Here is a 24,844-nt window from a genome sequence, read left to right as displayed (position 1 = left end):
GTACGATGAAACCCCTGCCGCGGCTGGCTTCAAGTAGCCAGTCCGGCAGTGTGCTGCTAGAAGAGATGGGGAGAAAACCTCAGCAGCACCCAGATCACACCGCGGGAACGATGCGCACCGACGCGCACGCGCGAGCTCGAAGAGTCGGAGGCCGGTAAGGACATGAGTGACGCTGATAACGCCACTCCCGGCCGTCGACACCGCTCGCCGGAGGAGCCGTCGGACAACCAATGGATTACCCGATCCCGGCAGCCTTTGCCAGGCGCCGCGCCGTGGGAGCGCCAGGATGCGCCGCTACCCGATGATTCACCCCTGGATGAGCCCACCGGCAGTCATGCCGACGGGGTAACTGTCGCCGATCTGATCGCCAAGGTCGCCGGGACCGGGTTCACACCGACGCGCCACCGGCTGGAGCCAGACGAGCCCGACGAGCCAGAGCTGGACGAGTCGGAGGTTGAGCCAGAGCCCGAATTCGACCTGGAACCAGAACCCGAACCCCAACCGCAGCACGCACTGGATCCGGCCCCGGAACCCGAGCCGGCGTACCCACCGGCCTATGTCCGCCCGCAGGTGCCCGACCCGACCGACGTGATTCCGGCGGTGCGGATCGAACCCGAGGCCGATGAACCCCACGATTCCCACGACGCCGAGGATTTCCCGGCGCCGTACGAGGAACCATTCGAGGAACCGTTCGATGACTCGCTGGATCACCGCGAGATCGAGACCGACAACACCGACACCGATGTGCTGCCGGTCCTGCCGGTGTACGACTACGACGCACCCCAGGAGCGCCCGGCGTGGCGGGTCCGCCCGACACCGCCCGACGAGCACGACCCCGAGGACACCGACGAGATCGAGGGACTGCGGCAACCGCTCGACCGCCGGGTCATGCTGGCCGGCCGCGCCGCCGCCGCGATGCTCGCGGTCCTGACCCTGGTGCTCACCGGCGGGGCCTGGCAGTGGCAGTCCTCGAAGAACAACAGCCTCAACAAGGTCGCGGCACTGGATCTCAATTCACGCGACATCCTCGACCCCAACGCCCAGTTCGGTGACGAGAACTTCCTGATCGTCGGCACCGACAGCCGCGCCGGCCAAAACAGTGGCATGGGCGCGGGCAACACTCAGGACGCCGATGGCGTGCGGTCCGACACCGTGATGCTGGTGAACATCCCGGCGAGCCGGAAACGCGTTGTCGCCGTGTCGTTCCCGCGCGACCTGTCGATCACCCCGATGAAATGCGAGCCCTGGAACCCCGAGACGGCGACATACGGTCCCCAATACGACGAAGAATCAGGGACGAACGGCCCCGACGAGGTCTACACCGAGACCAAGCTGAACTCGGCATACGCGTTCGGTGGCCCGAAGTGCCTGGTGAAGGTGATCCAGAAGCTTTCCGGTTTGTCGATCAACCGATTCATGGCCGTCGACTTCGCTGGATTCTCCAAGATGGTCGATGCGCTCGGAGGCATCGAGGTGTGCAGCACCACGCCGTTGGAGGACGAGATTCTCGGCACGGTATTGGCGAACCCCGGCCGTCAGATGGTCGACGGCCACACCGCTCTGAACTACGTCCGGGCCCGGCACGTCACCACCGAGGTCACCAGCGACTACGGCCGGATCAAACGTCAGCAGCTGTTCCTGTCATCACTGCTGCGGTCCCTTATCTCCAAGGACACCTTCTTCTCGCTGCGCAAGCTGAACAGCGTGGTCAACATGTTCATCAGCGACAGCTACGTCGACAACATCAGGACCAAGGACCTCGTCGACCTCGGGCAGTCCGTCCAGGGCGTCAACGCCGGGCGCATCTCGTTCGTCACGGTGCCGACCGTCGGTTACGCCGACGAGTACGGCAACGAGGTCCCGCGCACCGACGACATGCGTTCCCTCTTCGACGCGATCATCAACGACGATCCGCTGCCCGGTGAGAAGAACCCGGACAACACCCCGGTGCCCGGCACCCCGGAATCGACGACGTCGTCCGTCCAGGCGGCCGCCCCGTCGGAGACTCTCCAGTCGACCGTTCCCGCGCCCGCACCGGCGACGACGGACAGCGGTGAGATGGTCAACGCCGTCACCACCGAACCGCAGCAGGTCACGGTGCAGGTGTCGAACTCGACCGGCCAGAGCGGTCTGGCCTCCACGGCGGCCACCGAGCTGCAGGAACACGGCTTCAACGTCAACACCCCTGACGACTATCCGAGCACGCTTCCGGCGACCACGGTGTTCTTCTCGCCCGGTAACGAGGAGGCTGCCGCGACGGTGGCCAGCTCGTTCACCAACCCGACCATCGAGCGGGTGTCGGGCATGGGCAGCGTGGTGCAGGTGGTGCTGGGCTCCGACTTCTACACGGTCAACGCGCCGACCCCGAGCGGGTCGGAGGTGCAGGTGCACGTGCTGAAGGGCACCAGCAGCGCCCCGACACACCTCCCCGAGGATCTGACCGTCACCAACGCCGCCGACACCACCTGCGAATAGTCTCCAGAGCCCGAGCGGACGGCATTCACCGTTCGTTCATCATTGCATCGTGACTCCAGGCCTGCTGACCGCATAATCTTGCATCATGCGTACCCATTACAACGAGCAATTGCGTTCACTGACGGACCAACTCGGCGAGATGTGCGAGTTGGCGGGTACCGCAATGGAGCTAGCTACCCAGGCACTGTTGCAGGCCGATCTCGCACTTGCCGAGCAGGTCATCAGTGACCACGACAAGATGACCACGCTGAGCACCCAGGCTGAGGAGTCTGCGTTCGTGTTGCTCGCGTTGCAGGCGCCCGTGGCCGGCGACCTGCGCTCGGTGGTCGGCTCCATCCAGATCGTCGCTGACGTGGACCGGATGGGCGCGCTGGCGCTGCATGTGGCCAAGATCGCACGCCGTCGCCACCCCCAGCACGTGCTGCCGGAGGAAGTGAATGGGTACTTCGCCGAAATGGGCCGGGTTGCCGTCGAATTAGGACACGCCGCACGCGAGGTATTGCTCACCCAGGACCCGGAGAAGGCCGCCCGGATCCAGGAAGAAGACGATGCGATGGACGATCTGCATCGCCACCTGTTCTCGGTGCTGATGGACCGGGAGTGGAAGCACGGGGTGACCGCTGCCGTCGACGTGACGTTGCTGAGCCGCTTCTACGAGCGCTTCGCCGACCATGCCGTCGAGGTGGCCCGGCGGGTCATCTTCCAGGTCACCGGCTCCTACCCGGACGGGGAATCGGTTACTCCGACGCAGTGACTCAGGGCCGGTCGGTGGGCGGCACCAGACGGACCCCGTCCTTGTGCGCCCCGGCCAGGTCTCCGAGCACCTTGACCAGCACCTGAAGGTCCGCAGCGCTGTAGCGCAGCAGGAAATCGCGGGTTCCGCGGTCCATCTCCTCGTGCAGCTGCCGGTGCACGTCGGCGACGAGTTCTCCGTCGGCGGTCAGGCCGAGCTCGATCTCCTTACGGTTGCCGGGTACCGGCGTGCGGGCCACGAGGCCGGCCTCGACCAGCCTCTGCACGTGCTTGGACACCGTGCCCTTGAGCCGGCCGGCGCGGGCCGCCAGCCCAACCACGCTGACCGGGCCCTCGGCGATCTCCGCCAGCAGGTGCACCGACGACGTCGGCAGGGTACGCACCGCGTCCTGCAACCGCGGCGGGCACCTGTCGGCCATGAAATCACGCTCGGCGTCGCCGTCCCCGTCGTTCTCGAGCCGATCCCCGACCGTGGTCATGAGCCCGGCGATGGACTCGATCAGCTCGAGTTTGGTTTTCATGGAAACCATCTTGCCATCTTGGGCAAGCATAGATAGATTGTTTCCATAGAAACCATATCTCTAGAAACCAAAGGAGCCGCGATGAAGGCCGCACTGGTCACCAAATGGGGCCGGCACCCCGACTACGCCGACGTGCCCGAGCCGGAACCGCGCGACGGCGCCGAGGTGGCGGTCGTCGAGGCATCGGCCCTGACCAACCTGACCCGGGCCCTGGTATCGGGAAAGCACTACGCCAGCAAGGAGATTCAACTGCCGGCCATTCCCGGCGTCGACGGTGTCGCGCGGCTGGCCGACGGCCGTCGCATCTACACCGGGGCGCTGGGATACTCCGGGATGATGGCGCAGCGCGCACTGGTTGACCCGGCCGGAGGTGTCGACGTCCCCGAGCACGTGGATTCGGTGACCGCCGCCGCCCTGCCCAACCCGGGCATCTCCGCCTGGACCGCACTGTCACACGCCGCGGCCGTCAAGCCCGGCGATCACGTCCTGGTGCTGGGCGCCACCGGTGTAACCGGTTCGATGGCAGTGCAATTGGCCGGCGGCATGTTCGGCGCCGAGACCGTGGTGGCCGCCGGCCGCAACACCGAACGGCTGGCCTGGCTACGGTCGGCCGGCGCCCACGACACGGTCCCCCTCGGCGAGGAGGATCTGGGCGCCCGGGTCGCCGAGATGCACGCGGAGCGCCCGTTCGATGCGGTACTCGACTACCTGTGGGGTGACCCGGCCGCACAGGTGCTCACCGCCCTGGCGGCCAGTCACCCGGCCGCGCACTACCACCCGACCCGATTCGTGCAGATCGGGTCGATGACCGGGCCGACACTGTCGCTGGATGCGGGAGTACTGCGCGGCACCGGGATCACCCTGAGCGGGGTCGGCATCGGCAGCGTGCCGCCCGACGTCCTGGCCCGGGCCCGCACCGAGGCATTACCCCGGCTGTTCACCATGGTCTCCGACGGTCAGATCGAATTACGCACCCGGCCAAGGGCATTGGCCGATATCGCCGAGGTGTGGACCGGCGGCGAGCCCTCGGGAACCCGCGTCGTATTGACGCCGTGAGCCGCAGGCGGCCGATCAGCCGAAGCGGCCCGAGATGTAGTCCTCGGTCGCCTTCTGGGTGGGGTTGGAGAAGATCTTCTCGGTGTCATCGATCTCGATCAGCTTGCCGGGCTTGCCGGTGGCCTCGAGATTGAAGAACGCCGTCTGATCACTCACCCGGGCAGCCTGCTGCATGTTGTGGGTGACGATGACGATCGTGAAATCCTGCTTGAGCGTGGAGATCAGATCTTCGATGGCCAGCGTCGAGATCGGGTCGAGCGCCGAGCAGGGCTCATCCATCAACAACACGTCGGGCTGCACCGCGATGGCGCGGGCGATGCACAACCGCTGCTGCTGACCGCCGGACAGACCGCCGCCGGGCTTGTCCAGCCGGTCCTTGACCTCGTTCCACAGGTTGGCACCGCGCAGCGAGCGCTCGGCCACCTCGTCGAGAGTCTTGCGGTTACGCACGCCCTGCAGCTTCAGCCCCGCCACCACGTTGTCACGAATCGACATGGTGGGAAACGGATTCGGACGCTGGAACACCATGCCGATGGTCTTGCGCACACCCACCGGGTCAACACCGGCGCCGTAGATGTCCTCACCGTCGAGCAGCACCGAGCCCTCGACGCGGGCGCCGGGGATCACCTCGTGCATGCGGTTCAGCGTGCGCAGCACGGTCGACTTGCCGCAGCCCGACGGGCCGATGAAGGCCATCACACTGCGCGGCTGCACCGACAGCGAAACCTCGGAAACGGCATGGAACGCGCCGTAGTAGATGTTGACGTCCTTGAGATCCAGCCGCTTGGCCATGGATAACTCCTACACCTTCTTGGGGGAAAAGAATCTGGCGACCGCACGCGCGCCGACATTGAGCAGGGCGACCAGCAGGATCAGCGTCAGCGCCGCACCCCAGAGCCGGTCGGTGGGCACCGGGTTGGCGCCTGCTCCCGCCGAGATCTGGTCGTACATCATGCCCGGCAGCGATCCCATGAACCCGCCGAACATGTCGAAGTTCATCGCCTGGGCGTAGCCGACCAGGATCAGCAGCGGCGCGGTCTCACCCATCACGCGGGCCAGCGCCAGCATGATGCCGGTGACGATGCCCGACAGCGCCGTCGGGATCACGATTCGCACGATGGTCTTCCATTTGGGCACGCCCAGTGCGTAACTCGCTTCACGCAGGTCCATCGGAACGATGCGCAGCATCTCCTCGGTGGCCCGCACGATCACCGGAATCATCAACAGCACCAACGCCAGTGACACCGCGAACCCGGACCGGCCGAACCCGAGCGTGGCCACCCACAACGCGTAGATGAACAGCGCGGCGACGATCGAGGGCACGCCGGTGAGGATGTCGACCATGAACGTGGTGATCTTGCCCAGCCGCGTACCACCGCCGTACTCGACCAGGTACACGCCCACCATCACGCCGATCGGAATGGAGATCAGCGAGCACACGAGGCCCTGCAGCAGGGTGCCGACGATCGCGTGGTAGGCGCCGCCGCCGGCGGTGAACGTCGTCATGCCGGACTGAGAGTTGGTGAACCACGTGGGTGAGCTCAATGCGGCCCACCCCCGGACGATCACCGAGTACAGCACCCACACCAGCGGTACCAGGGCGACCAGCAACGAGGACGTCACCAGCACCGTGGCGAAGTGGTTGGTCAGCTTGCGGCGCAGGCTCACGCCCTGGAACGCGGGCGCCTTGACCGGCCGCTCGAGCGTGGAGGTCATCAGCGTCCCTTTCCGGCGACCGCGGCACGGGCCAGCGAGTTCACCACGAAGGTGAGGATGAACAGCACCAGACCGGCGGCGATGTAAGCGCCTGCCTTGTACTGGTCGTTGAATTCGCTTGCGGTGGCGGCGATCTTGCTGGCGAAGGTGTAGCCGCCGTCGAACAGCGTCCAACTGAACGCGGTCTGGGTGCCGCGCAGGATGATCAGCAGTGCGATGGTCTCACCGAGCGCGCGGCCCAGACCGAGCATCGCGCCGCTGATGTAGCCGGACAGCCCGAAGGGCAGCACCGTCGTGCGTACCACTTCCCAGCGGGTGGCGCCCAGCGCCAGCGCGGCCTCGATCTGGCCGCGCGGGGTCTGGGTGAACACCTCGCGGCTCACCGCGGTGATGATTGGCAGGATCATCACCGCCAACACGATGCCCGCGGTGAAGATGGTGCCGCCGCCGGCCACCGAGGCGTTGCCGGTCTTGAACAGGAACAGCCAGTTCAAGTTCGTATTGAGCCACACCGCAAAGGGTTTGATCGCCGGCGCCAGCACGTACAGGCCCCAGACGCCGTAGACGATCGACGGCACGGCGGCCAGCAGGTCCACCAGATAGGCCAGCGGACCGGCCAATCGCCGCGATGAGTACTGGGTGAGGTAGATCGCGATACCCAACGCCACCGGCATCGCCAGAAGGAGCGCGAACACCGAGACGAACACGGTCACCTGCAGCAGCTCGAAGATGCCGAAGTGCATCGCCGAGGTGTCGGTGGTGATCCAGTTGCCGCCGTAGAGGAAGAAGTTCTCCTCGTTGCGGGTCAGCGCCGGAACCGCGCGCCAGAGCAGGAACACCCCGATCGCCGCGATGAGCGCGACGATCAGGATGCCCGAGCCTTCTGCTAGCCCACGGAAAATTCGGTCGCCGAGGCGAACCTTGGCTCCCTTGGACGGATCGGTGGAGATGGGTTCTGGTTCGGGATGGGGGGAGGCGAGCGTCTCCCCCGACCCCGAATCAGCTGGATTCGGCGATGTCACTGTTGTCCCGTCCGGGCCCCTGTTGGTCATTTTGGTCGGAAAACCCATCCTCGCCCAGATTCGTCCTCTAATGCCAGTCCGGCTACTACGCGATGGCCTCGACCGAGGTCAGCAGGCGCTGCTTGAACTCGTCGGGGAGCGCGATGTATCCGGCCTGAGACAAGCTGGCCTGGCCCTCATTGGCGGCCACGGTCAGGAAGGACTTGACGGCCGAAGCGGTGTCGGCGTCGTAGCCCTTGGAGCAAACAATCTCGTAGGTGGCCAGCACCAGCGGGTAGACGCCGGCCTCCTTCGAGGCGTACAGCGCGTTCAGGTCGAGCACGAGGTCCTTGCCGTCACCCTTGACCTTGGCGGCGCCGACGGCCTTGGTGGTCGACTCGTCGTCCAGCGCGACCGCACCGGCACCGCTGTCGATCTGGGCGTAGGGCAGGCCGGCTGCGGCGGCCGGGCTCTTCTCGACGTAGCCGATCGAGCCGGGGGTGGCCTGGACGGCCTGCACCACACCGGAGGACTTCTGCGCGCCCTCACCGGCGCCGCCCTGGAACTCCTTGCCCGCACCCTTGGTCCAGGTCTGCGGCGCCGCGGCGGCCAGGTACTTCTGGAAGTTGTCGGTGGTGCCCGAGGAATCCGACCGGTAGATCGGCTTGATGTCCAGGTCCGGCAGGGTGGCGCCGGCGTTGAGCGCGGCGATCGCCGGATCGTTCCACTTGGTGATCTGGCCCTGGAAGATCTTGGCCAGCACGTCCGGGCTCACCACGAGCTTGTCGACACCCTCGACGTTGTAGGCCAGCGCGACCGGGCCGAACACCAGCGGGAGGTTCCATGCCTCGTTGCCGCCACAACGCGCGGCGGCCTTGGCGACCTGATCGTCCTTGAGCGGCGAGTCGGAGCCCGCGAAGTCGACCTGCTTGGCGATGAACTGGTCCACGCCCGCGCCCGAGCCGGTCGGGTTGTAGGACAGGTTCTTCCCGGAGCACACCTGGCCCCAGACCTTGTTGAACTCCGCAATGGCGTTCTGCTGCGCGGTCGAGCCCTCGGCCGTCACAGCGGTCTTGCCGCTGCACTCAGCCGACGCGGCCGAGTTGGTGCCCGCGGCCGAGGAGCCGGTGCTGCCGGAGTTGTTGTCGCTACCGCACGCGGTCAGCGTGAGTGCCGCAATCGCCGTCGCGGACAGCGCGACACCGAACGGCTTGCCAATGCTGATGAGCTTCACTTGTCCCACTTTCAGTTGACGGCTTCGAACTCTCCGGCAACGTATTAGGCCGCAGTGGACGGCTCACGGACAGCAGGTGAATCAGCAGTGAATAGGTTCAGCGTGTTCACAGCTAAACGGGTTAACCGACGGCGTACGCCACGTCGACGCTGAACACCTCAAAACCCAAGTTTCGGTAGGTCGCCACGGCCGCCGAGTTATCTGCCTCGACGTAAAGCAGCACGGTCTCCAGCGAGCGGCCCGCCAGGTGGTGCAGACCGACCAGGGTGAGCACCGAACCCAGACCCCGGCCCTGAGCCGACGGGTCGACCCCGACGATGTAAACCTCGCCCAGATCGCCGTCGTGGACTTTCGTCCAGTGGAAGCCCAGCAGCGCCCCGGTCTGTTCGTCGAACGCCTCGAAAAGCCCCTCGGGGTCGAACCACGGCTCGCTGCGCCGCTCCGCGATGTCCTGTTCGGTCCAGCCGCCTTGCTCCGGGTGCCAGGCGAACGCGGCGTTGTTGACCCGCAGGAGCTCTGCATCGTCGCGGGGCCCGGCGTAGGTGGCGATCCGCACGCCCTCGGCGGTGCGCAGCGGCGGCAGGTCCGTCAGCGGACGACGCATCTGCAGCAGCTCGCGGACCGATCGGAGATCCAATGCGGCCGCCAGCACCCGGGCCGCCTCCAGATTGCCGTGGGCCCAGATTCGCGTGCCTGCCGGGCCCTCGGAGAGCCCGGCACGGGCCAGCGCCGCACCGACGCCGCGGCGCCTGGCCTGCGGATGCACCACCAGCTCGGCCATCGCCGGGTCCGCGTCGCCGGCCGGGGCCAGATTCAGGTACCCGACGAGGTCTGCGCCGTCGGTCGCCAGGAGGTGGCGCGTGCGGTCGTGGCCGAGCTCGCGCAGCACCTGATCGCCCACCGGGGCGACGCCGTCGGCCGCGGTGGCTGCGGAGATGAGCGCACGGATCCCGGTCTGCTCGGCTTCGGACAGCCGCGTACGCCAGTCGAGTTCGGTCACTGGCTGGGCAACCGCCCGGCCAACGGCTCGTCCACGTCGTCGGTTGTCGGGTCGAAGTCGTCGTCACCGTGGCCGTCCTGCGCGGCTTCGGCGGCACCGCTCGCCTCGGCGGCGGCGGCGCGGCCGCGCGACGGGCGCACGGCCTTGTATCCGACGTTGCGGACGGTGCCGATCAGCGATTCGTACTCGGGGCCGAGCTTGGCGCGCAGACGACGGACGTGCACGTCGACCGTGCGGGTACCGCCGAAGAAGTCGTAGCCCCACACCTCCTGCAGCAGCTGCGCCCGGGTGAAGACCCGCCCGGCGTGCTGGGCGAGGTATTTGAGCAGCTCGAATTCCTTGTAGGTGAGGTCGAGGGGACGCCCGCGCAGGCGTGCGGTGTAGGTGCCTTCGTCGATGGCGAGCTCACCGAGTGTGATCTTGCCGACGTTCTCCTGGTTGGCGCCGCCTCCGCGCCGGCCCACCAGCAGCCGCAGCCGGGCGTCGATCTCGGCCGGGCCGGTGCCGGGCAGCAGGATCTCGTCCAGGCCCCACTCGTGGTTGACCGCCACCAATCCGCCCTCGTTGATGACCGCCACCACCGGGACCGAGGTACCCGTCGTTCCTAACAGCCGGCACAGGCCGCGAGCAGCCGCGAGATCGGTACGGGCGTCGACGATCGCCACATCCGCACTACCCGCTTCCAGCAGCGAGGACACCTCGGTCGGTGCTGTGCGCACCGTGTGGGCCAGCAGTGCCAGGGAGGGCAGGACCGCCTCGGGGTGCGGGTCGACGGTCAGTAGCAGTAGATCCAACAGGTCCTCCGGCGCGCCGGCAATCACTTCCCACGATCGCCCGGACCCCGATGTCCACACGGTCGGATTCATGACTGACATGTAGCCGTTACCGGCCTTTAGTGATCTAACGATAACGCCTCACCTGCTGATTAGCCGCGCCGAGCGCTTCGACCCGGCGGCTGTGGGCGACAATGTGGCGGTGCGCAAACTGCTGATCGGGCTCGCCGCGACCGTGACCGCGCTCGTCGTCGGGGTTGTCGGGGCCGATTTCGGTTCGGCGATCTACGCCGAGTACCGGCTCGCCCGCAACGTACGCAGTGCGGCCAACCTCAACTGGGACCCGTGGGTGGCCATCCTGGGATTCCCGTTCCTCACCCAGGTCAGCAACCACCGCTACAAGGAGATCGAGATCCGGGCCGCCGGCGTCGACCATCCCGTGGTCGGCAAGGCCTCGCTGGAGGCCACGTTGCACGGCATCGACCTCACCGACTCGTCCTGGCTGATCCGCCCCGACGCGAAACTGCCGGTCAGGAAGACCGAGAGCCGCATCATCATCGACTCCACCCATATCGGCAGGTTCATGGGCATCGATGACCTGCTGGTGGAGGCTCCCTCGCGGGAAACCAACGACGCCACCGGGGGCACCACGGAGTCCGGCATCTCCAGCAGTCAAGGGCTGGTGTTCACCGGAACTCCCAAGGGCTCCGGAATGGACAAGAGGGTCAGTGTCTCGGTCGACCTGTCCTTCGCCGACAGCGACGACACCACCCTGGTGCTGACCGCGACCGGGATCCTGACCGGCCCGGGTACCGCCGACGAGCCCGTGCCCGAGGAGAAGACCGCGGCGGTCCTGTCCGAGTTCAGCCACACGATCACCGGCCAGAAGCTGCCGTTCGGGATCGCCCCGACCACCGCGGGCGCCCGCGGATCCGACGTGATCATCGAAGGCATCGCCACGGGAGTAACGATCGACCTGGCGGGGTTCAGACAATCATGAGCTCTTCGATGGTGCTGGTGATCGTGGTTCTGATCGCCGCGCTCGGGGTGGCCTACGTGATCGGCCGCTTGATCACGCTGCGCGCCGGCATGATCAGGGCGGGCGAAGAGGCCGCCAACATCGACACCAGTGACCTCGGGCTGTCACAGACGGGCCCGACGGTCCTGCATTTCTCGGCCGAATGGTGCGGACCCTGCGCCGGGGTGCGACGAGTCGTCGACCAGGTCTGCGCCGAACTACCCGAAGTCGCTCATGTGGAAATCGACATGGACGCCAATCCCGAAGCCGCCAGGCGGCTTTCGGTCCTGTCGCTGCCCACCACCATCATCTTCGACCGCGACGGCCGGCCCCGGTACCGCACCAGCGGGGTCCCCAAGGCCGCTGACCTGCGCTCGGCGCTGGAACCACTGTTGGCCTGACCCCGCGGTTATTGGGTAAGCTGTCGCTCGTGTCAGCCCGCCTTGAGCTTGTGCTCACGAAGCGCCGCGCAGTTGATCTGTGCCGCGTCGCGGGTTGCTGCTGTTGTTGTTGCTGTTGAGGGCAGCCGCGCGCTTTCGCGCGCCCGCTCGGGCCTTGTGCCCTGAGCCTGCACACCATCAGACCTTCTACAACAACAGGAGTTCGTTCTCATGGCATCGATATCGACCTCACCCATCGCTGACAGTCGGCCTGCCCAGGTCGACGTGCGGGGGCCACGGTTCGCGGCCTGGGTCACCACCGCGGTACTGATCGCGACGCTGCTGGTCGCCGGGGTGAGTGAGCCCGCGGCCGCGGTGCTGCTGGGCGCCCAGGCGGTGGTGTTCGCCATCGGCGCGGTGGGCGGCCCCCGCCGGCATCCGTACGGCCGCGTATTTGCCACGTTCATCGCGCCGCGGCTGGCTCCGGTCACCGAGCGTGAACCGGTGCCGCCACTGAAGTTCGCCCAGTTGGTCGGCTTCGTGTTCGCCGCCGTGGGCACCGCAGGGTTCGCCTTCGGCATCACCGCCCTCGGCCTGACCGCCACCGCTTTCGCGTTGGTGGCGGCCTTCCTCAACGCCGCCTTCGGCATCTGCCTGGGCTGCCAGATCTACCCTCTGGTGGCCCGGCTGCGTCGCGCCCCCAGTCCTGCATGACACCCACCTGACATCTGAAATAGCAAGCAACCGAAAGGAATTCGCACATGGCACGTTCCGACGTCCTGGTCTCGACCGAATGGGCCGGGAACAACCTCGATACCGCTGGCGTGGTGTTTGTCGAGGTCGACGAGAACACCAGCGCCTACGACGACGAGGGGCACATCCCCGGCGCCGTAAAACTGGACTGGCGCGACGATCTGCAGGACGCCGTCAAGCGTGACTTCGTCGACCAGCAGCAGTTCTCGAAGCTGTTGTCCGACAAGGGCATCAGCAACGACGACACCGTCGTCCTGTACGGCGGCAACAACAACTGGTTCGCGGCATACGCCTACTGGTACTTCAAGCTGTACGGCCACGCCGACGTGAAGCTGCTCGACGGTGGCCGCAAGCGCTGGGAACTCGACGCGCGCCCGCTGGTCAAGGACGCCGTCAGCCGTCCGGCCACGTCGTACGCGGCCCAGCCGCTCGACAACAGCATCCGGGCGTACCGCGACGAGGTCATCGCCGCGATCGGCGCCAAGAACCTGGTCGACGTGCGTTCGCCTGACGAGTTCTCCGGCAAGATCCTGGCACCGGCGCACCTGCCGCAGGAGCAGAGCCAGCGGCCCGGGCATATCCCCGGCGCCATCAACGTTCCGTGGAGCAAGGCAGCCAACGAGGACGGCACCTTCAAGTCCGACGAGGATCTGGCCAAGCTGTACGCAGCGGCCGGCCTCGACGGCGAGAAGGAGACCATCGCCTACTGCCGGATCGGTGAGCGTTCCTCGCACACCTGGTTCGTGCTGCAGGAGCTGCTGGGACACCAGAACGTGAAGAACTACGACGGCAGTTGGACGGAATACGGCTCCCTGGTGGGCGCCCCGATCGAGTTGGGAAGTTGATATGTGCTCTGCACCTAAGCAAGGACTGACGTTGCCCGCCGGCGTCGACCTGGAGAAGGAAACCGTCATCACCGGTCGCGTGGTGGACGGCTCCGGCCAGGCGGTCGGCGGGGCCTTCGTGCGCCTGCTGGACTCCAGCGACGAGTTCACCGCTGAGGTCGTGGCCTCGGCAACCGGTGATTTCCGGTTCTTCGCCGCTCCGGGCACCTGGACGCTGCGCGCCCTGTCCCCCGCGGGCAACGGCGACGCCAGCGTGGCCCCGACCGGCGCGGGTATCCACGAGGTCGACGTCAAGGTCGCTTGATCGATCGCTTGATCCCGCTCGAACGTGGGCTTGTGTACGAGGATTTGCACGCATCTCGCACACAAGCCCACGTTCAGCGTGTATAGGGCGTCCCGACCCGGGGCGCCGACACCCTCGACTAGGAACTAGACTCACTCCCGTGGTGCTCTTCTTCGAGATAATGCTCGTCGCGGCCGTCGTGGTCATCACGTGGTTCGCGTTGTACGCGCTGTACCGCCTCGTCACCGACGAGTCGTGACCTCCGGCGGCGATGCCCCGGCCGCCGAGCCGGGCTCCGGTGATCGCGCCGTAGCGGCAGCTGCCGAACGGGCCAAGGCCACGGCCGCCCGGAACATTCCGGCCTTCGACGACCTCCCGATGCCCGCCGACACCGCCAACCTGCGTGACGGCGTGGAACTCAACGATGCGCTGCTGGCGCTGTTGCCTTTGGTCGGCGTCTGGCGCGGAGAAGGCGAAGGTCGCGACACCCACGGCGACTACCGATTCGGCCAACAGATCGTGGTTTCCCATGATGGAGGCGACTACCTGAACTGGGATTCCCGGTCCTGGCGGTTGACCGAATCGGGTGAATACGACTCCCCCGGCCTGCGCGAAACGGGCTTCTGGCGATTCGTGACCGATCCTGACGATCCGGCCGGCCGTGATGAGTCACAGGCCATCGAACTGCTGCTGGCCCATTCGGCCGGCTATGTCGAACTGTTCTACGGAAAGCCGCTCACCCAGGCCTCCTGGGAGCTGGTCACCGATGCGCTGGCCCGCAGCAAGTCCGGGTTGCTCGTCGGCGGCGCCAAGCGGCTCTACGGCATCGTCGACGGCGGCGATCTGGGCTACGTGGAAGAACGTGTGGATGCCGACGGCGGTCTGGTACCGCACCTGTCGGCCCGACTGTCACGGTTTGTCGGCTGATGCGCCGGCCGATCATCGCGGCAGGTCTGCTTGCCGCAGCAGCGTTCCTCGGCGCATGTTCGTCGGAGGGGCCGCAACCGGCCCCCACCTCACCGCCGCCCGAGCACGGCACATATGCGCATTGTCTGTCCGAGCACGGTGTTCCGGCAGCGCCGGGCCCCGTCGTGGGGCCGCCGAGCGGGGTCGACGATCAGACCTGGCAGCAGGCCACCAAGGCGTGTTCGACGCTGGCGCCGGGCCCGAGCAACTAGTGCCCGGCGCTGCGCGTCGCCGCGCAGCGCCATAGCCCGCAAGGGCCAATTACCGATCGCCGCAACAGATTTCGGCGACCTCATGCTGACGGCACGGGGCAACTGCTGCGATTTCGTGGAGTACGCCGCGTCCCGACTACGGCGTCATGGTCTTACACCGTTTCGCAACCAATCACACAGCCGGCTCCCAGTGTGCTGATAACCCGGGCCTAGTCAGCCCAAATAGCGTCAGTCGCGCATCAACCACCGAGGAGGTAAACGTGTCCTTGTTATCGCTGCGCGCCGCTGTTTTCGGCGTCACGGGTGCAGCACTCGTCACCGGCATGGTGGCGTGTTCGTCGGGTTCGAACACAGAGTCGCCCGGTACCTCGACGGCCGCTTCGGCTTCGGAGTCAACGTCGGCCGCAGCATCCGCACCCGCAGCCGCGCCTCATGGCGCGTTCACCGATTGCCTGACCGAGCACGGGATCCCGGCGCCACCGGCGGGTGCGCCACCAGGTCCGCCGCCGGCCGGCGCCACCCCGCCTCCGGGTGCCCCGACGCCACCTCTGGATTCGGACGGCAAGCCGTTGCCTCCGCCCGGAGTCGACCGGGCCCAATGGGACGACGCCATGCAGGCCTGCCATTCACTGGCGCCACAACCGCCGCGGCAGTAACCGTTTCGGCCGACCCCAGATATGGGGCGGCCCCCGAGCCTTGGTACCTGGTTGGACAGACCGGAGGGCTCGGGGGCCGGGTGGCTGCGGGGAATTCGCCAGCGCGCGCAGGCAATACCCCGGCGCTGCTAGCGGGCAGCCACCTCACATGTCCATAAGTCACTCAATTTGACGGACCACCTCCTTCCCTGTGTGCCCACGAAGCTACCCCCGTCCGCGCACCCCGACAAGCGATTTATTCGCTGGTCAGCGATCGCTGACGATCGCGGCGTCGACCAGGCCTGAGATGTCGGCAGCCAGCGGCGCATGAGGTAGCGACCGCCCGTCGAGGGTGTGCACCCGGGCCGCGAGTGTGATGCTGGAAATCAGCCAAACCCCTTGCGCAGTAAGCAGATCCGCTGGCTTGAGCGCGCGGAAGTCGCAGTCATAGCCCTTGTTGCGAGCCACCTCGAACAACGCCTGTTGAGTGGTGCCGCGCAGGATCGGATACCACGGCGGTGGGGTGAGCAGCAGCGGGTGCCCACCGTCGCCTTCGATCGCGATGACCACGGTGGAACGCGGCCCCTCCAGCACGTAGCCGTCGGAGCTGACGAAGATCACGTCGCCTGCGCCGTGACGCTCGGCATGCCGCAGCGCAGCCATGTTCACCGCGTAGGACAGGGTCTTGGCACCCGCGGCCAGCCACGGCATATCGCTGGCGTTCAGCGGCAGCCCGCGGTCCAGGGTGATCGCCGCGAGCCCGTCACGCCGCACCCCGGCCACGCGGTCGGCCAGGGCTCCGATGGTGGCGAACGCGGTCGCCGGCCCGCCGCTCTCCCGCCCACGGCTGTACACCAGTCGCAGCACGCCGTCGCCGTCGTTCTCCGCTGTCCAGCGCTGCGCCCCCAGCGCCACGGCCGACCGCCAGGCGTCCCGATCCGGCTCAGGCAGGTCGAGCATCTTGGCGGACTGAGCCAACCGCCCCAGGTGAGCCTCCAGCAGGCAGGGCCTGCCGTCACGCACCAGCAGCGTCTCGAAGACGCCGTCTCCGCGTACGGCGGCCAGATCGTCGACATGCAGCAGTGGGGCGTTGGGGTCGTGGAGCCGCCCGTCAAGAGTGACCAGTACGGCTGGTTGGCTTGCCATGGGGCCAAAGCGTAGCTGTGACAAACCGTGAGCCGCTGGCGCGAAGAGCGCCGAACGTAGAGTTGGCCTATGACTGCACTTCCGTCACCAGTGCCCACGCCCGAAGGCAGCCCCGACGCCGGGGCCGTATGGCACTACGGTGATCCGCTCGGCGAACAACGGGCCGCAGCGGGCGCCGCGGTTCTGGTCGACCGGTCGCACCGGGCGGTCCTGACACTGACCGGCAAGGATCGGCAGACGTGGCTGCACAGCATCTCCAGCCAGCACGTCAGCGCATTGCCGGACGGCGCGGTCACCGAGAACTTGAGCCTGGATCTCCAGGGCCGTGTCGAAGACCACTGGATCCAGACCGACCTCGGCGGCACCACCTACCTGGACACCGAGCCGTGGCGCGGCGAACCGCTGCTGGCCTATCTGCGCAAGATGGTGTTCTGGGCCGACGTGCAGATCGAGCCCGCGGACATGGCGGTGCTGTCACTCCTGGGGCCCGGGCTTGCCGATGAGCAGGTCATCAAGGCCCTGGGTTGCGGGCAGCTGCCGCAGGAGGCGACGGCGGTGGCGTTGCCCGGCGGCGGGTTCGTGCGCCGGCTACCTGCCTCCGGCATCGAGTTGGACCTGGTGGTGCCGCGCGCGTCGGTAGCCGAATACACCCGGCAGCTCACCGAGTCCGGCGTCCGGCCGGCGGGCGTCTGGGCGTATGAGGCGCACCGGGTGGCGGCCGGGCGACCTCGATTGGGTGTGGACACCGATGAGCGGACCATCCCGCACGAGGTCGGTTGGATCGGTGGCCCCGGTATCGGAGCTGTCCATCTCGACAAGGGTTGCTACCGCGGCCAGGAGACCGTTGCCCGGGTGCACAACCTGGGTAAACCCCCGCGGATGTTGGTGATCCTCCAGCTCGACGGCTCCTCCGACCGGCCGGTGACCGGCGACGCGGTGACTGCCGGCGGGCGCAATGTCGGTCGGATCGGCACAGTCGTCGAGCACGCCGACGAGGGCCCGATCGCGTTGGCGCTGCTCAAACGGGGATTGCCGGTCGAAACCGAGCTGGTCGCCGGGGCCGAGGCGCAGGCACCGGCCGCGATCGACCCGGATTCCATGCCGGAGTCGGACGCCACCGCGGGCGCCGGGCGGGCGGCAGTCGACCGCCTCCGGGGGCGTTGAGCCGTGGAACCGCTCACAGCACGTAAGCTCACTCGGTCACCGAGGACGTGACGACCGTCACTGCGCGGATTCCGCGATCTTGGGGACGGTCGTGTTGCCGTGCAACGACGCACGGCAGCCGGGACCCCAGCCGCGCACCGCGAGGCAGGGCCTGACAGCACTTCTCGGACGGGCACGGTAAAGTGTTGGCAGGAAATAAAGACACACAGATCGGAGCCGCCTAGCTATTGGGCCGCTCCGTTATTGCGCGAGGGGGTCCCCCATGGGCCGCGGCCGGGCTAAGGCAAAGCAGACCAAGGTTGCACGTGACCTTAAGTACAGCTCGCCGAATACCGACTTCAGTCAGCTCCAACGTGAGCTGTCGGGATCTCCCGATTCCGGCGATGTCAACGACGACGCCGAAGACTGGTCGGGCGAGGACGACTGGCGGCGCTGAGCCGCCTGCATTCTGTCGCAGAACTTAGATACAGGTCGCGCTGGTTGCGCACGTCGCTTACCAGCGCGACCTGTCTAACTGCCTAAAACCGCGGATGCTGTCCAACCAGCTGGGCGCGCACGCTGTCCTTGCCGCCCTTCTTGACGGTTCCCAGCGTCCAGCAGTCCAGGTGCCGTGCGGTCAGGATGGCCAGCGCGCGATCGGTGTCCTCGGGGGCCACGACCGCGACCATCCCGATACCCATGTTGAACGTCTTCTCCATCTCGGCACGCTCGATGCGTCCGCGCTGGGCGATCATCTGGAACACGGGTGCCGGGGTCCACGTGCCGCGATCCAGTTCTGCGGTCAGTCCGTGGGGCACCACACGCTCCAGGTTGCCCGCCAGGCCGCCGCCGGTGACATGGCAGAACGTGCGCACCTGCGTCTCGGCAGCCAACGCCAGGCAGTCCTTGGCGTAGATGCGGGTCGGTTCCAGGAGTTCCTCGCCCAGGGTGCGGCCGAATTCCTCGACGTGCCCGGCCAGGTTCATCCGGTCGATATCCAGCAGCACCTTCCGGGCCAGGGAGTAGCCGTTGGAGTGCAGTCCGCTGGATTTCATGGCGATGATCACGTCGCCGGGGCGGACCCGGTCGGGCCCGAGCACGTTGTCGGCCTCGACGACGCCGACGCCGGTCGCGGAGATGTCGTAGTGGTCGGGTTCCATCAGCCCGGGGTGTTCGGCCGTCTCGCCGCCCAGCAGCGCACAGCCGGCCTGGACACAGCCTTCGGCGATGCCGGACACGATCGCGCTGACCCGATCGGGGACGGTGCGCCCGACGGCGATGTAGTCCTGCAGGAACAGCGGCTCGGCGCCACACACCACGAGGTCGTCGACCACCATCGCGACCAGGTCCAGCCCGACGGTGTCGTGCTTGTCCATGGCCTGGGCGACGGCGAGCTTGGTGCCCACGCCGTCGGTCGAGGCGGCCAGCACCGGCTCGCGATACCCGCCGCGTAAGGCGAACATCCCGGCAAAGCCGCCCAGGCCACCCCGGACCTCTGGACGGGTCGCCTTGGCGGCGAGGGGTTTGAAGAGTTCGACAGCGCGGTCACCGGCTTCGATATCCACTCCGGCCGACGCGTACGAAATCATGTTGTCTTCGGCGATGCCGTGCTGTTCGGCGCCCTTAGTCATCGCAAGCAAGGCTACCGCCCCGCTGTTGCGGGGGTACAGCGCAGGAGGTGTTAAGGACCCCTCAAGGACGCCAGGGCGAAGACCTCAGGGCCTGCGCAGCGCCGATGCGTTGTCGTTGTCGGACTGCAGCGGAACGCCGGCGCGGGCCGCGGTGGCCAGCATCTGCTCGATGACGTTCTTGCCGAGTGCGGTCTCGCCGGGCAGTTCGATCGGGTAATTCCCGTCGAAGCAGGCCGAGCACAGCCGGGTGGGCGGCTGCTCGGTGGCCGCGATCATGCCCTGCTGGGAGATGTAGCCCAGGGTGTCGGCACCGATGGCGTGCCGCACCGCCTCCAGCATCTCGCCCGGGTGCTCGGCGGATGCCGCATTGGCGATGAGCTCGGCCGGGGTGGCGAAGTCGATGCCGTAGAAGCAGGGCCATTTCACGGGCGGCGAGGCGATCCGGACGTGGACCTCCAGCGCCCCGGCCTCCCGCAGCATGCGGACCAGCGCGCGCTGGGTGTTGCCGCGGACGATCGAATCGTCGACGACGATGAGCCGCTTACCGCGGATCACCTCGCGCAGCGGGTTGAGCTTGAGCCGGATACCCAGCTGCCGGATGGTCTGCGAGGGCTGGATGAAGGTGCGGCCCACGTAGGCGTTCTTCATCAGGCCCTGCCCGAACGGGATCCCGGATTCCTGGGCGTAGCCGACCGCGGCCGGGGTGCCTGATTCCGGGACGCCGATCACCAGGTCGGCATCGATCGGGTGTTCGCGCGCCAGCCGGCGACCGATGTCGACGCGCGTGGCGTGCACCGAGCGGCCCGCCAGCGTGCTGTCCGGGCGGGCCAGATAGACGTACTCGAAGACGCAGCCCTTGGGTTCGGGGTTGGCGAACCGGGTGGAGCGCACGCCGTCGGCATCGATGGCCAGGAGTTCACCGGGTTCGATGTCGCGGACGAACGAGGCGCCGACGATGTCGAGCGCGGCAGTTTCGGAGGCCACCACCCAGCCCCGGTCGAGCCGACCCAACGCCAGCGGACGCACCCCGTGCGGGTCGCGGGCGGCATAAAGGGTGTTCTCGTCCATGAAGGTCAGGCAGAAGGCGCCGCGCACCGTCGGCAGCAGGTCCAGGGCGGCCTGCTCCAGCGTCGCGTCGGCGGCGCCGTGCGCCAGCAGCGCCCCGAGGATGTCGGAATCGGTGGTGGCGGCCGGGGCGCCCTTCAGGTCGATCAGTCCGGCTTCACGGGCCTGGGCGGCCAGTTCGGCGGTGTTGACCAGGTTGCCGTTGTGGCCGAGGGCGACACCAGTCCCGGCGGCGGTGTTGCGGAACACCGGCTGGGCGTTCTCCCACGTGGTGGATCCGGTCGTGGAGTAACGACAGTGTCCGACGGCGACGTGGCCCGGCATGGCGGCCAGGGTCTGCTCGTCGAATACCTGACTGACCAGCCCGAGGTCTTTGAACACAAGGATCTGGGAGCCGTCGGAAACAGCTATGCCCGCTGCTTCCTGGCCACGGTGCTGCAGCGCGTACAGGCCGTAGTAGGTGAGCTTGGCAACGTCTTCACCCGGGGCCCAGACCCCGAATACGCCGCACTCTTCGCGCGGTTCGTTTTCGTCGAGTTCCTGCACAGTCACGATAGGGCTGCTCCCGGGGCGGCGGTTGGTGACATAACCGAGTCTACGGTCCAGGTGGGCCAACAAAAGAATCGAATGGCCGGTCTGGCACCGGCTTTTGCAACAGCGCGCACCACGATCGCCATTCCCGCGCCCGTCCGCAGCGGTGTGGCCAGCCCTACCCCGATCCGTCGGGATAACCCCATCGACCCACTACATGCCAACGGCAAGGATGGATTTCGTGACCCGCCAACTCTCCGAGAAGCCGGCAACCGATCCCCTCGATTCCGACGCGGAGGCCCGGCCGCAACCGTGGCCGGAGGTGACGAAGATCGCATTCCGGTTCTGCTTCCTGTACTTCGGCCTGTTCTGTCTGTTGTTCGCGCAGATCACGTTCGCCTTCCTGGGGATCGTGGGGCACTGGCTGCCGGATCGGGCGGTGATGTGGCAGATGACGGTGCTGGGCCCGCTGGTGGACTGGGTCGGCCGCCATGTCTTCGGCGTCGAGGCGGTTCTGCATCAGGACTCGGGCAGCGGGGACCAGGCCGCGATCTGGGTGATGGTCTTCTGCCTGTTGGTGTTCGCCGTCGTCGGCACAGCGGTGTGGTCATGGCTGGACCGGCAGCGCCACGACTACTCGAGGCTGTGGGCCTGGTTCCTGACCTTCGTGCGGCTGTGCGTGGCCGGCCAGATGTTGTTCTACGGATTCGCCAAGCTGGTGCCGACGCAGATGCCGGCGCCGCCGCTGGCGGCGTTGTTGCGACCGTACGGCGAGTTCAGCCCGGCGTCGGTGCTGTGGCTGCAGGTCGGCAGCTCCTATCCGTACGAGATGGCGCTCGGCGCGGTCGAGGTGCTCGCCGGGTTGTTGCTGTTCCTGCCGCGGACCGGGACGCTGGGTGCCCTGCTCGGCGTGGCCAGCATGGTGCAGGTGTTCCTGCTGAACATGACCTTCGATGTGCCGGTGAAAATTCTCTCCGGACATCTCTTGTTGATGGGTCTGGTGCTGCTCGCCCCGCAATTCCGGCGGATGGCCGACTTCCTGGTGCTTCAGCGCACCACCGAACCGGCCGTCCAACCCGAACTGTTCGCCGGTGCTCGGGCCAACACCATCGCGGCGCGGATACAGGCCGTCCTCGGCATCTGGATGGTGGCCGGTTGTGTTCTGACCAGTTGGCAGAGCTGGCGCGAGTACGGCGGTGGCCGCGCCAAACCCGAGCTGTACGGGATCTGGACGGTGAGCCGCTTCGACGTCGACGGCTCAGCGGCGCCGCCGCTGACCACCGATCAGTACCGTTGGCAGCGGGTCGTTTTCGACCTGCCCGAGCTACTCACCTACCAACGGATGAGCGGCGAACTGGTGGACGCACCGCTCAAGCTCGACGGGAACAACCTCACGGTGTCGGGCCCGGACGGCGCACCCCTGGCCACGCTCACCGCGTCCCGGCCGACACCTGAGCAGCTGCAACTGACCGGCGAGTTGTCCGGCCGCGACGTCGCGATCTGGCTGGATCGGCTGGATCTCAACCAGTTCACCCTGCGGAACCGGGGCTTTCACTGGGTGCAGGAGTATCCCTACTTCCGGTGAGTCGCGGTGATCCCGGTAGCCTCGTCGAGCACGTCATCTGCCCTGCTAGGAGGATTTTGTGGGAGTTTGGGGTCCGGGGAACTTCGAGAGCGACACCGTGGCCGACGGGCTGGGCGCACTGACGGGTCGGATCATCGACGAAATCGCGGAGCAGTTCGCAGACGCGGACGACGATTCCGCCCTGGAGCCGGACGAGTGGGGCGGAGCGATGGTGCCCGCCTGGCTCGAGATCCTGGTCGAGATCGCCGAGCCGCCAAGGGTCGGTGCAACCTTTCCCTCGGTGGCGGCGCTCAGCGATTGGCGTGATCGATACATGCGCGTATGGGACGAGTACATCGACGAGCTCGATCCGGATGACGACTACAAAGTCGAACGGCGCGCGGTACTCGTCGGCACCTTCGAGCGGGCCATCGCGCTGGCCGCCACGCGCGAACGGGACTAGGCGCTCCCCAACCGCACCAGTGGCAGCCACCGGGCCACCTCACCGGCCCGCGATCCCGACATCTGCACGGCAGCACCTGCCGCCTCGAGATCGAGCAGTCCGGTGGCCAGCAGCAGCCAGGTGCGGGGATCGGTTTCCACGACGTTGGGCGGGTTGCCTCGGGTATGGCGGGGCCCTTCGATGCACTGCACCGCGACGAAGGGCGGCACCCGCACCTCGACACTGGCGCCGGGGGCCGACGCGGCCAGGGTGCGCGCGGTCAGCCGGACCGCCTCGGCCAGTTCCGCGCGCGTGGGCTCGGCATGGGTGGGTTCGCGCAGCCAGTCGGCCACTGCGGCGACCGCCGCCCTGGTCTTTTGTGGATCGACACTGCCTCGCGCGGCCATGCCATAGAGTCTCGCAAAGTGTTTGCCGATCACCGTAATCCGCCGTATCGCACGGCCGGTGCAGTGCTCTTGGCGATCCTGGCGCTGGTACTCGGGTTGATCGTGGCGCAGTTCCGGGGCGCTTTCGAACCCAGGACACCGCTGACCCTGCTGGCCTCGCGGGCCGGCCTGGTTCTCGATCCGGGTTCGAAGGTGACCTACAACGGGGTTCCCATCGGCCGGGTGGGCGCGGTGAGCACCGACGGCGGGGACCCGGTGCGGGCCCTGGTGCGGCTCGACATCAACCCGAAGTACATGGACCTGCTGCCGGCCAACGTGCAGACCTCGATCCAGGCGACCACGGTGTTCGGCAACAAGTACGTGGCCTTCACCTCACCGGAACATCCGAGTTCACAACCGGTTTCGAGCTCAACGCCGATCGACGTCACGGCGGTCACCACCGAGTTCAACAGTTTGTTCGAGACCATCACCGCCATCACCGAACAGGTCGACCCGATCAAGCTGAACCAGACCCTGTCTGCCACCGCCCAGGCGCTGACCGGCCTGGGCAGTGCATTCGGTCAGTCGCTGGCCGACGGCAACACGATCCTCGACGATGTGAACCCGCGCCTGCCCGCGCTGCGCCATGACATCGCGGCCCTGGCCGATCTCGGCGAACGGTATGCGGCGGCCGGGCCCGACCTGTTCGACGGCCTGGCCGACGCCGCCCGCAGTGCTGCCACCTTCAACTCCCAGCGCGCTCACCTCGACGCCGCGCTGATCGCGGCGATCGGCTTCGCCGGGACCGGTTCCGACATCCTCGAGCGCGGCGGCCCGTATCTGCAGCGTGGCGCGCAGGATCTGATCCCGACGTCGAAACTGTTCGACGACTATCAGGGGCAGCTGTTCTGCACCATCCGCAACTACCACGACGTCGCGCCCGCCTTCTATGCGACGTTCGGCGGCGACAACGGATATTCGTTCGACAGCACGGGGACCTTGTCGAGCATCGGTGTGGGCAACGCCTACGTGTATCCGGACAACCTGCCGCGGGTCAATGCCAAGGGCGGGCCCGAGGGCAAGCCCGGCTGCTGGAAGCCGATCACCAAAGACCTGTGGCCTGCGCCGTATCTGGTGATGGACACCGGCCTGTCGATCGCGCCGTACAACCATGTCGAACTCGGCTCGCCGATCTTCACCGACTATGTCTGGGGGCGGCAGATCGGTGAGCCCACGATCAACCCGTGACCGCTCTACGATCTTGCTCGGGAGAGGTCTTTGCGCGAAAAGGGGATTTGTGAACGCGTCGCCGATA

Annotated in this window: 28 protein-coding genes; 17 read left to right on the top strand and 11 right to left on the bottom strand. The window is 67.2% G+C overall.

The window, feature by feature from the left end; genetic code table 11:
• Window positions 1-162: 162 nt before the first annotated feature.
• Together EYZ64_RS05535 and phoU are read left to right on the top strand one after the other, a co-directional pair.
• Window positions 163-2,475 carry an LCP family glycopolymer transferase gene (locus EYZ64_RS05535; RefSeq protein WP_135452544.1) on the top strand — a complete coding sequence of 771 codons (2,313 nt, stop codon included), beginning with the start codon at window positions 163-165 and terminating at the stop codon, window positions 2,473-2,475.
• 85 nt (window positions 2,476-2,560) lie between these two features.
• Window positions 2,561-3,229: a phosphate signaling complex protein PhoU gene (phoU, locus tag EYZ64_RS05530; RefSeq protein WP_135452542.1), complete on the top strand. Its 669-nt coding sequence runs from the start codon at window positions 2,561-2,563 to the stop codon at window positions 3,227-3,229.
• Between the two features lies 1 nt (window position 3,230).
• Here phoU and EYZ64_RS05525 read toward each other — a convergent pair whose 3' ends face one another.
• A complete protein-coding gene (locus EYZ64_RS05525; protein WP_135452539.1) occupies window positions 3,231-3,749 on the bottom strand; it encodes a MarR family winged helix-turn-helix transcriptional regulator in 519 nt (172 codons plus the stop codon).
• 81 nt (window positions 3,750-3,830) lie between these two features.
• Between EYZ64_RS05525 and EYZ64_RS05520 the strand changes: the two genes are divergently transcribed.
• A complete protein-coding gene (locus EYZ64_RS05520; protein ID WP_135452537.1) occupies window positions 3,831-4,805 on the top strand; it encodes a quinone oxidoreductase family protein in 975 nt (324 codons plus the stop codon).
• A 15-nt stretch (window positions 4,806-4,820) separates the two neighbouring features.
• Here EYZ64_RS05520 and pstB read toward each other — a convergent pair whose 3' ends face one another.
• From pstB to EYZ64_RS05490, 6 genes are all read right to left on the bottom strand, one after another.
• Window positions 4,821-5,597, bottom strand: coding sequence for a phosphate ABC transporter ATP-binding protein PstB (gene pstB / locus EYZ64_RS05515; protein WP_135452535.1), 777 nt, complete (start codon window positions 5,595-5,597; stop codon window positions 4,821-4,823).
• A 9-nt stretch (window positions 5,598-5,606) separates the two neighbouring features.
• On the bottom strand, window positions 5,607-6,521 hold the full coding sequence (pstA, locus tag EYZ64_RS05510) for a phosphate ABC transporter permease PstA (RefSeq protein ID WP_135452532.1): 915 nt from the start codon (window positions 6,519-6,521) through the stop codon (window positions 5,607-5,609).
• The gene (gene pstC / locus EYZ64_RS05505; RefSeq protein WP_135452530.1) at window positions 6,521-7,573 is read right to left on the bottom strand and encodes a phosphate ABC transporter permease subunit PstC; all 1,053 of its coding nucleotides are present in this window, start codon (window positions 7,571-7,573) and stop codon (window positions 6,521-6,523) included. Before pstC ends, pstA begins: the two co-directional genes overlap by 1 nt.
• 55 nt (window positions 7,574-7,628) lie before the next feature.
• Window positions 7,629-8,756 (bottom strand): phosphate ABC transporter substrate-binding protein PstS, encoded by a 1,128-nt coding sequence (gene pstS / locus EYZ64_RS05500; RefSeq protein ID WP_135452528.1) that lies wholly within the window; start codon window positions 8,754-8,756, stop codon window positions 7,629-7,631.
• Window positions 8,757-8,877: 121 nt separating this feature from the next.
• Window positions 8,878-9,756, bottom strand: a complete 879-nt coding sequence (mshD, locus tag EYZ64_RS05495; RefSeq protein ID WP_135452526.1) for a mycothiol synthase — start codon at window positions 9,754-9,756, stop codon at window positions 8,878-8,880.
• The gene (locus EYZ64_RS05490) at window positions 9,753-10,553 is read right to left on the bottom strand and encodes a winged helix-turn-helix transcriptional regulator (RefSeq protein ID WP_167858081.1); all 801 of its coding nucleotides are present in this window, start codon (window positions 10,551-10,553) and stop codon (window positions 9,753-9,755) included. The genes mshD and EYZ64_RS05490 overlap by 4 nt, the downstream gene beginning before the upstream one ends.
• A 160-nt stretch (window positions 10,554-10,713) precedes the next feature.
• Here EYZ64_RS05490 and lmeA point away from each other — a divergent pair, with 160 nt between their 5' ends.
• From lmeA to EYZ64_RS05445, 9 genes are all read left to right on the top strand, one after another.
• On the top strand, window positions 10,714-11,529 hold the full coding sequence (gene lmeA, locus EYZ64_RS05485) for a mannan chain length control protein LmeA (RefSeq protein ID WP_135452524.1): 816 nt from the start codon (window positions 10,714-10,716) through the stop codon (window positions 11,527-11,529).
• On the top strand, window positions 11,526-11,948 hold the full coding sequence (locus EYZ64_RS05480) for a thioredoxin family protein (protein WP_135452522.1): 423 nt from the start codon (window positions 11,526-11,528) through the stop codon (window positions 11,946-11,948). The genes lmeA and EYZ64_RS05480 overlap by 4 nt, the downstream gene beginning before the upstream one ends.
• A 29-nt stretch (window positions 11,949-11,977) precedes the next feature.
• Window positions 11,978-12,067 (top strand): Ms5788A family Cys-rich leader peptide, encoded by a 90-nt coding sequence (locus EYZ64_RS32605; protein WP_350222965.1) that lies wholly within the window; start codon window positions 11,978-11,980, stop codon window positions 12,065-12,067.
• Between the two features lie 91 nt (window positions 12,068-12,158).
• Window positions 12,159-12,641, top strand: a complete 483-nt coding sequence (locus EYZ64_RS05475) for a DUF4395 domain-containing protein (protein ID WP_135452520.1) — start codon at window positions 12,159-12,161, stop codon at window positions 12,639-12,641.
• Between the two features lie 47 nt (window positions 12,642-12,688).
• The gene (locus tag EYZ64_RS05470; RefSeq protein ID WP_135452518.1) at window positions 12,689-13,525 is read left to right on the top strand and encodes a sulfurtransferase; all 837 of its coding nucleotides are present in this window, start codon (window positions 12,689-12,691) and stop codon (window positions 13,523-13,525) included.
• A gap of 1 nt (window position 13,526) precedes the next feature.
• On the top strand, window positions 13,527-13,829 hold the full coding sequence (locus EYZ64_RS05465) for a DUF1416 domain-containing protein (RefSeq protein WP_003884652.1): 303 nt from the start codon (window positions 13,527-13,529) through the stop codon (window positions 13,827-13,829).
• Window positions 13,830-14,063: 234 nt separating this feature from the next.
• Complete coding sequence (locus tag EYZ64_RS05455; protein ID WP_135452516.1) at window positions 14,064-14,735, top strand: heme-binding beta-barrel domain-containing protein; 672 nt, start codon at window positions 14,064-14,066, stop codon at window positions 14,733-14,735.
• Window positions 14,735-14,986, top strand: coding sequence for a hypothetical protein (locus EYZ64_RS05450; RefSeq protein WP_135452514.1), 252 nt, complete (start codon window positions 14,735-14,737; stop codon window positions 14,984-14,986). The genes EYZ64_RS05455 and EYZ64_RS05450 overlap by 1 nt, the downstream gene beginning before the upstream one ends.
• 260 nt (window positions 14,987-15,246) lie before the next feature.
• Window positions 15,247-15,642: a hypothetical protein gene (locus EYZ64_RS05445; protein WP_167857714.1), complete on the top strand. Its 396-nt coding sequence runs from the start codon at window positions 15,247-15,249 to the stop codon at window positions 15,640-15,642.
• Window positions 15,643-15,888: 246 nt separating this feature from the next.
• On the opposite strand, the gene EYZ64_RS05440 is transcribed toward EYZ64_RS05445, so the two are convergent.
• Window positions 15,889-16,767 carry an aminodeoxychorismate lyase gene (locus EYZ64_RS05440; RefSeq protein ID WP_135452512.1) on the bottom strand — a complete coding sequence of 293 codons (879 nt, stop codon included), beginning with the start codon at window positions 16,765-16,767 and terminating at the stop codon, window positions 15,889-15,891.
• 69 nt (window positions 16,768-16,836) lie between these two features.
• On the opposite strand from EYZ64_RS05440, the gene ygfZ reads away from it, so the two are divergent.
• The gene (ygfZ, locus tag EYZ64_RS05435) at window positions 16,837-17,931 is read left to right on the top strand and encodes a CAF17-like 4Fe-4S cluster assembly/insertion protein YgfZ (RefSeq protein WP_135452510.1); all 1,095 of its coding nucleotides are present in this window, start codon (window positions 16,837-16,839) and stop codon (window positions 17,929-17,931) included.
• 262 nt (window positions 17,932-18,193) lie between these two features.
• Window positions 18,194-18,367 carry a DUF3073 domain-containing protein gene (locus EYZ64_RS05430; RefSeq protein WP_082940115.1) on the top strand — a complete coding sequence of 58 codons (174 nt, stop codon included), beginning with the start codon at window positions 18,194-18,196 and terminating at the stop codon, window positions 18,365-18,367.
• A gap of 82 nt (window positions 18,368-18,449) precedes the next feature.
• On the opposite strand, the gene purM is transcribed toward EYZ64_RS05430, so the two are convergent.
• Window positions 18,450-19,541: a phosphoribosylformylglycinamidine cyclo-ligase gene (gene purM, locus EYZ64_RS05425; RefSeq protein ID WP_135452508.1), complete on the bottom strand. Its 1,092-nt coding sequence runs from the start codon at window positions 19,539-19,541 to the stop codon at window positions 18,450-18,452.
• An 84-nt stretch (window positions 19,542-19,625) separates the two neighbouring features.
• The gene (purF, locus tag EYZ64_RS05420) at window positions 19,626-21,158 is read right to left on the bottom strand and encodes an amidophosphoribosyltransferase (RefSeq protein ID WP_135452505.1); all 1,533 of its coding nucleotides are present in this window, start codon (window positions 21,156-21,158) and stop codon (window positions 19,626-19,628) included.
• 211 nt (window positions 21,159-21,369) lie between these two features.
• On the opposite strand from purF, the gene EYZ64_RS05415 reads away from it, so the two are divergent.
• Complete coding sequence (locus EYZ64_RS05415; RefSeq protein WP_135459827.1) at window positions 21,370-22,722, top strand: DoxX family protein; 1,353 nt, start codon at window positions 21,370-21,372, stop codon at window positions 22,720-22,722.
• A 58-nt stretch (window positions 22,723-22,780) separates the two neighbouring features.
• A complete protein-coding gene (locus tag EYZ64_RS05410) occupies window positions 22,781-23,164 on the top strand; it encodes a DUF4259 domain-containing protein (protein ID WP_135452502.1) in 384 nt (127 codons plus the stop codon).
• On the opposite strand, the gene EYZ64_RS05405 is transcribed toward EYZ64_RS05410, so the two are convergent.
• Complete coding sequence (locus tag EYZ64_RS05405) at window positions 23,161-23,550, bottom strand: sterol carrier family protein (RefSeq protein ID WP_135452499.1); 390 nt, start codon at window positions 23,548-23,550, stop codon at window positions 23,161-23,163. The two genes, EYZ64_RS05410 and EYZ64_RS05405, sit on opposite strands and share 4 nt — an antisense overlap.
• 18 nt (window positions 23,551-23,568) lie before the next feature.
• On the opposite strand from EYZ64_RS05405, the gene EYZ64_RS05400 reads away from it, so the two are divergent.
• A complete protein-coding gene (locus tag EYZ64_RS05400; RefSeq protein ID WP_135452497.1) occupies window positions 23,569-24,777 on the top strand; it encodes an MCE family protein in 1,209 nt (402 codons plus the stop codon).
• The last annotated feature ends 67 nt before the right edge of the window (window positions 24,778-24,844 follow it).

The sequence above is a fragment of the Mycobacterium sp. DL99 genome (assembly GCF_004762045.1).
In the GTDB taxonomy this organism is placed as follows: domain Bacteria; phylum Actinomycetota; class Actinomycetes; order Mycobacteriales; family Mycobacteriaceae; genus Mycobacterium.
Note: the sequence above shows the minus strand (reverse complement) of the source record. Positions and strands in the feature narration are given on the sequence as shown.

Coding starts and splice junctions, on each gene's coding strand:
- pstA (WP_135452532.1), bottom strand. CDS start 6,521: ATGACCTCCACGCTCGAGCGGCCGGTCAAGGCGCCCGCGTTCCAGGGC.
- EYZ64_RS05465 (WP_003884652.1), top strand. CDS start 13,527: ATGTGCTCTGCACCTAAGCAAGGACTGACGTTGCCCGCCGGCGTCGAC.
- purM (WP_135452508.1), bottom strand. CDS start 19,541: ATGACTAAGGGCGCCGAACAGCACGGCATCGCCGAAGACAACATGATT.
- EYZ64_RS05430 (WP_082940115.1), top strand. CDS start 18,194: ATGGGCCGCGGCCGGGCTAAGGCAAAGCAGACCAAGGTTGCACGTGAC.
- EYZ64_RS05475 (WP_135452520.1), top strand. CDS start 12,159: ATGGCATCGATATCGACCTCACCCATCGCTGACAGTCGGCCTGCCCAG.
- EYZ64_RS05470 (WP_135452518.1), top strand. CDS start 12,689: ATGGCACGTTCCGACGTCCTGGTCTCGACCGAATGGGCCGGGAACAAC.
- phoU (WP_135452542.1), top strand. CDS start 2,561: ATGCGTACCCATTACAACGAGCAATTGCGTTCACTGACGGACCAACTC.
- pstC (WP_135452530.1), bottom strand. CDS start 7,573: ATGACCAACAGGGGCCCGGACGGGACAACAGTGACATCGCCGAATCCA.
- EYZ64_RS05415 (WP_135459827.1), top strand. CDS start 21,370: ATGGATTTCGTGACCCGCCAACTCTCCGAGAAGCCGGCAACCGATCCC.
- pstB (WP_135452535.1), bottom strand. CDS start 5,597: ATGGCCAAGCGGCTGGATCTCAAGGACGTCAACATCTACTACGGCGCG.
- EYZ64_RS05450 (WP_135452514.1), top strand. CDS start 14,735: ATGCGCCGGCCGATCATCGCGGCAGGTCTGCTTGCCGCAGCAGCGTTC.
- EYZ64_RS05440 (WP_135452512.1), bottom strand. CDS start 16,767: ATGGCAAGCCAACCAGCCGTACTGGTCACTCTTGACGGGCGGCTCCAC.
- EYZ64_RS05520 (WP_135452537.1), top strand. CDS start 3,831: ATGAAGGCCGCACTGGTCACCAAATGGGGCCGGCACCCCGACTACGCC.
- EYZ64_RS05535 (WP_135452544.1), top strand. CDS start 163: ATGAGTGACGCTGATAACGCCACTCCCGGCCGTCGACACCGCTCGCCG.
- EYZ64_RS05405 (WP_135452499.1), bottom strand. CDS start 23,550: ATGGCCGCGCGAGGCAGTGTCGATCCACAAAAGACCAGGGCGGCGGTC.
- EYZ64_RS05525 (WP_135452539.1), bottom strand. CDS start 3,749: ATGAAAACCAAACTCGAGCTGATCGAGTCCATCGCCGGGCTCATGACC.
- ygfZ (WP_135452510.1), top strand. CDS start 16,837: ATGACTGCACTTCCGTCACCAGTGCCCACGCCCGAAGGCAGCCCCGAC.
- EYZ64_RS05480 (WP_135452522.1), top strand. CDS start 11,526: ATGAGCTCTTCGATGGTGCTGGTGATCGTGGTTCTGATCGCCGCGCTC.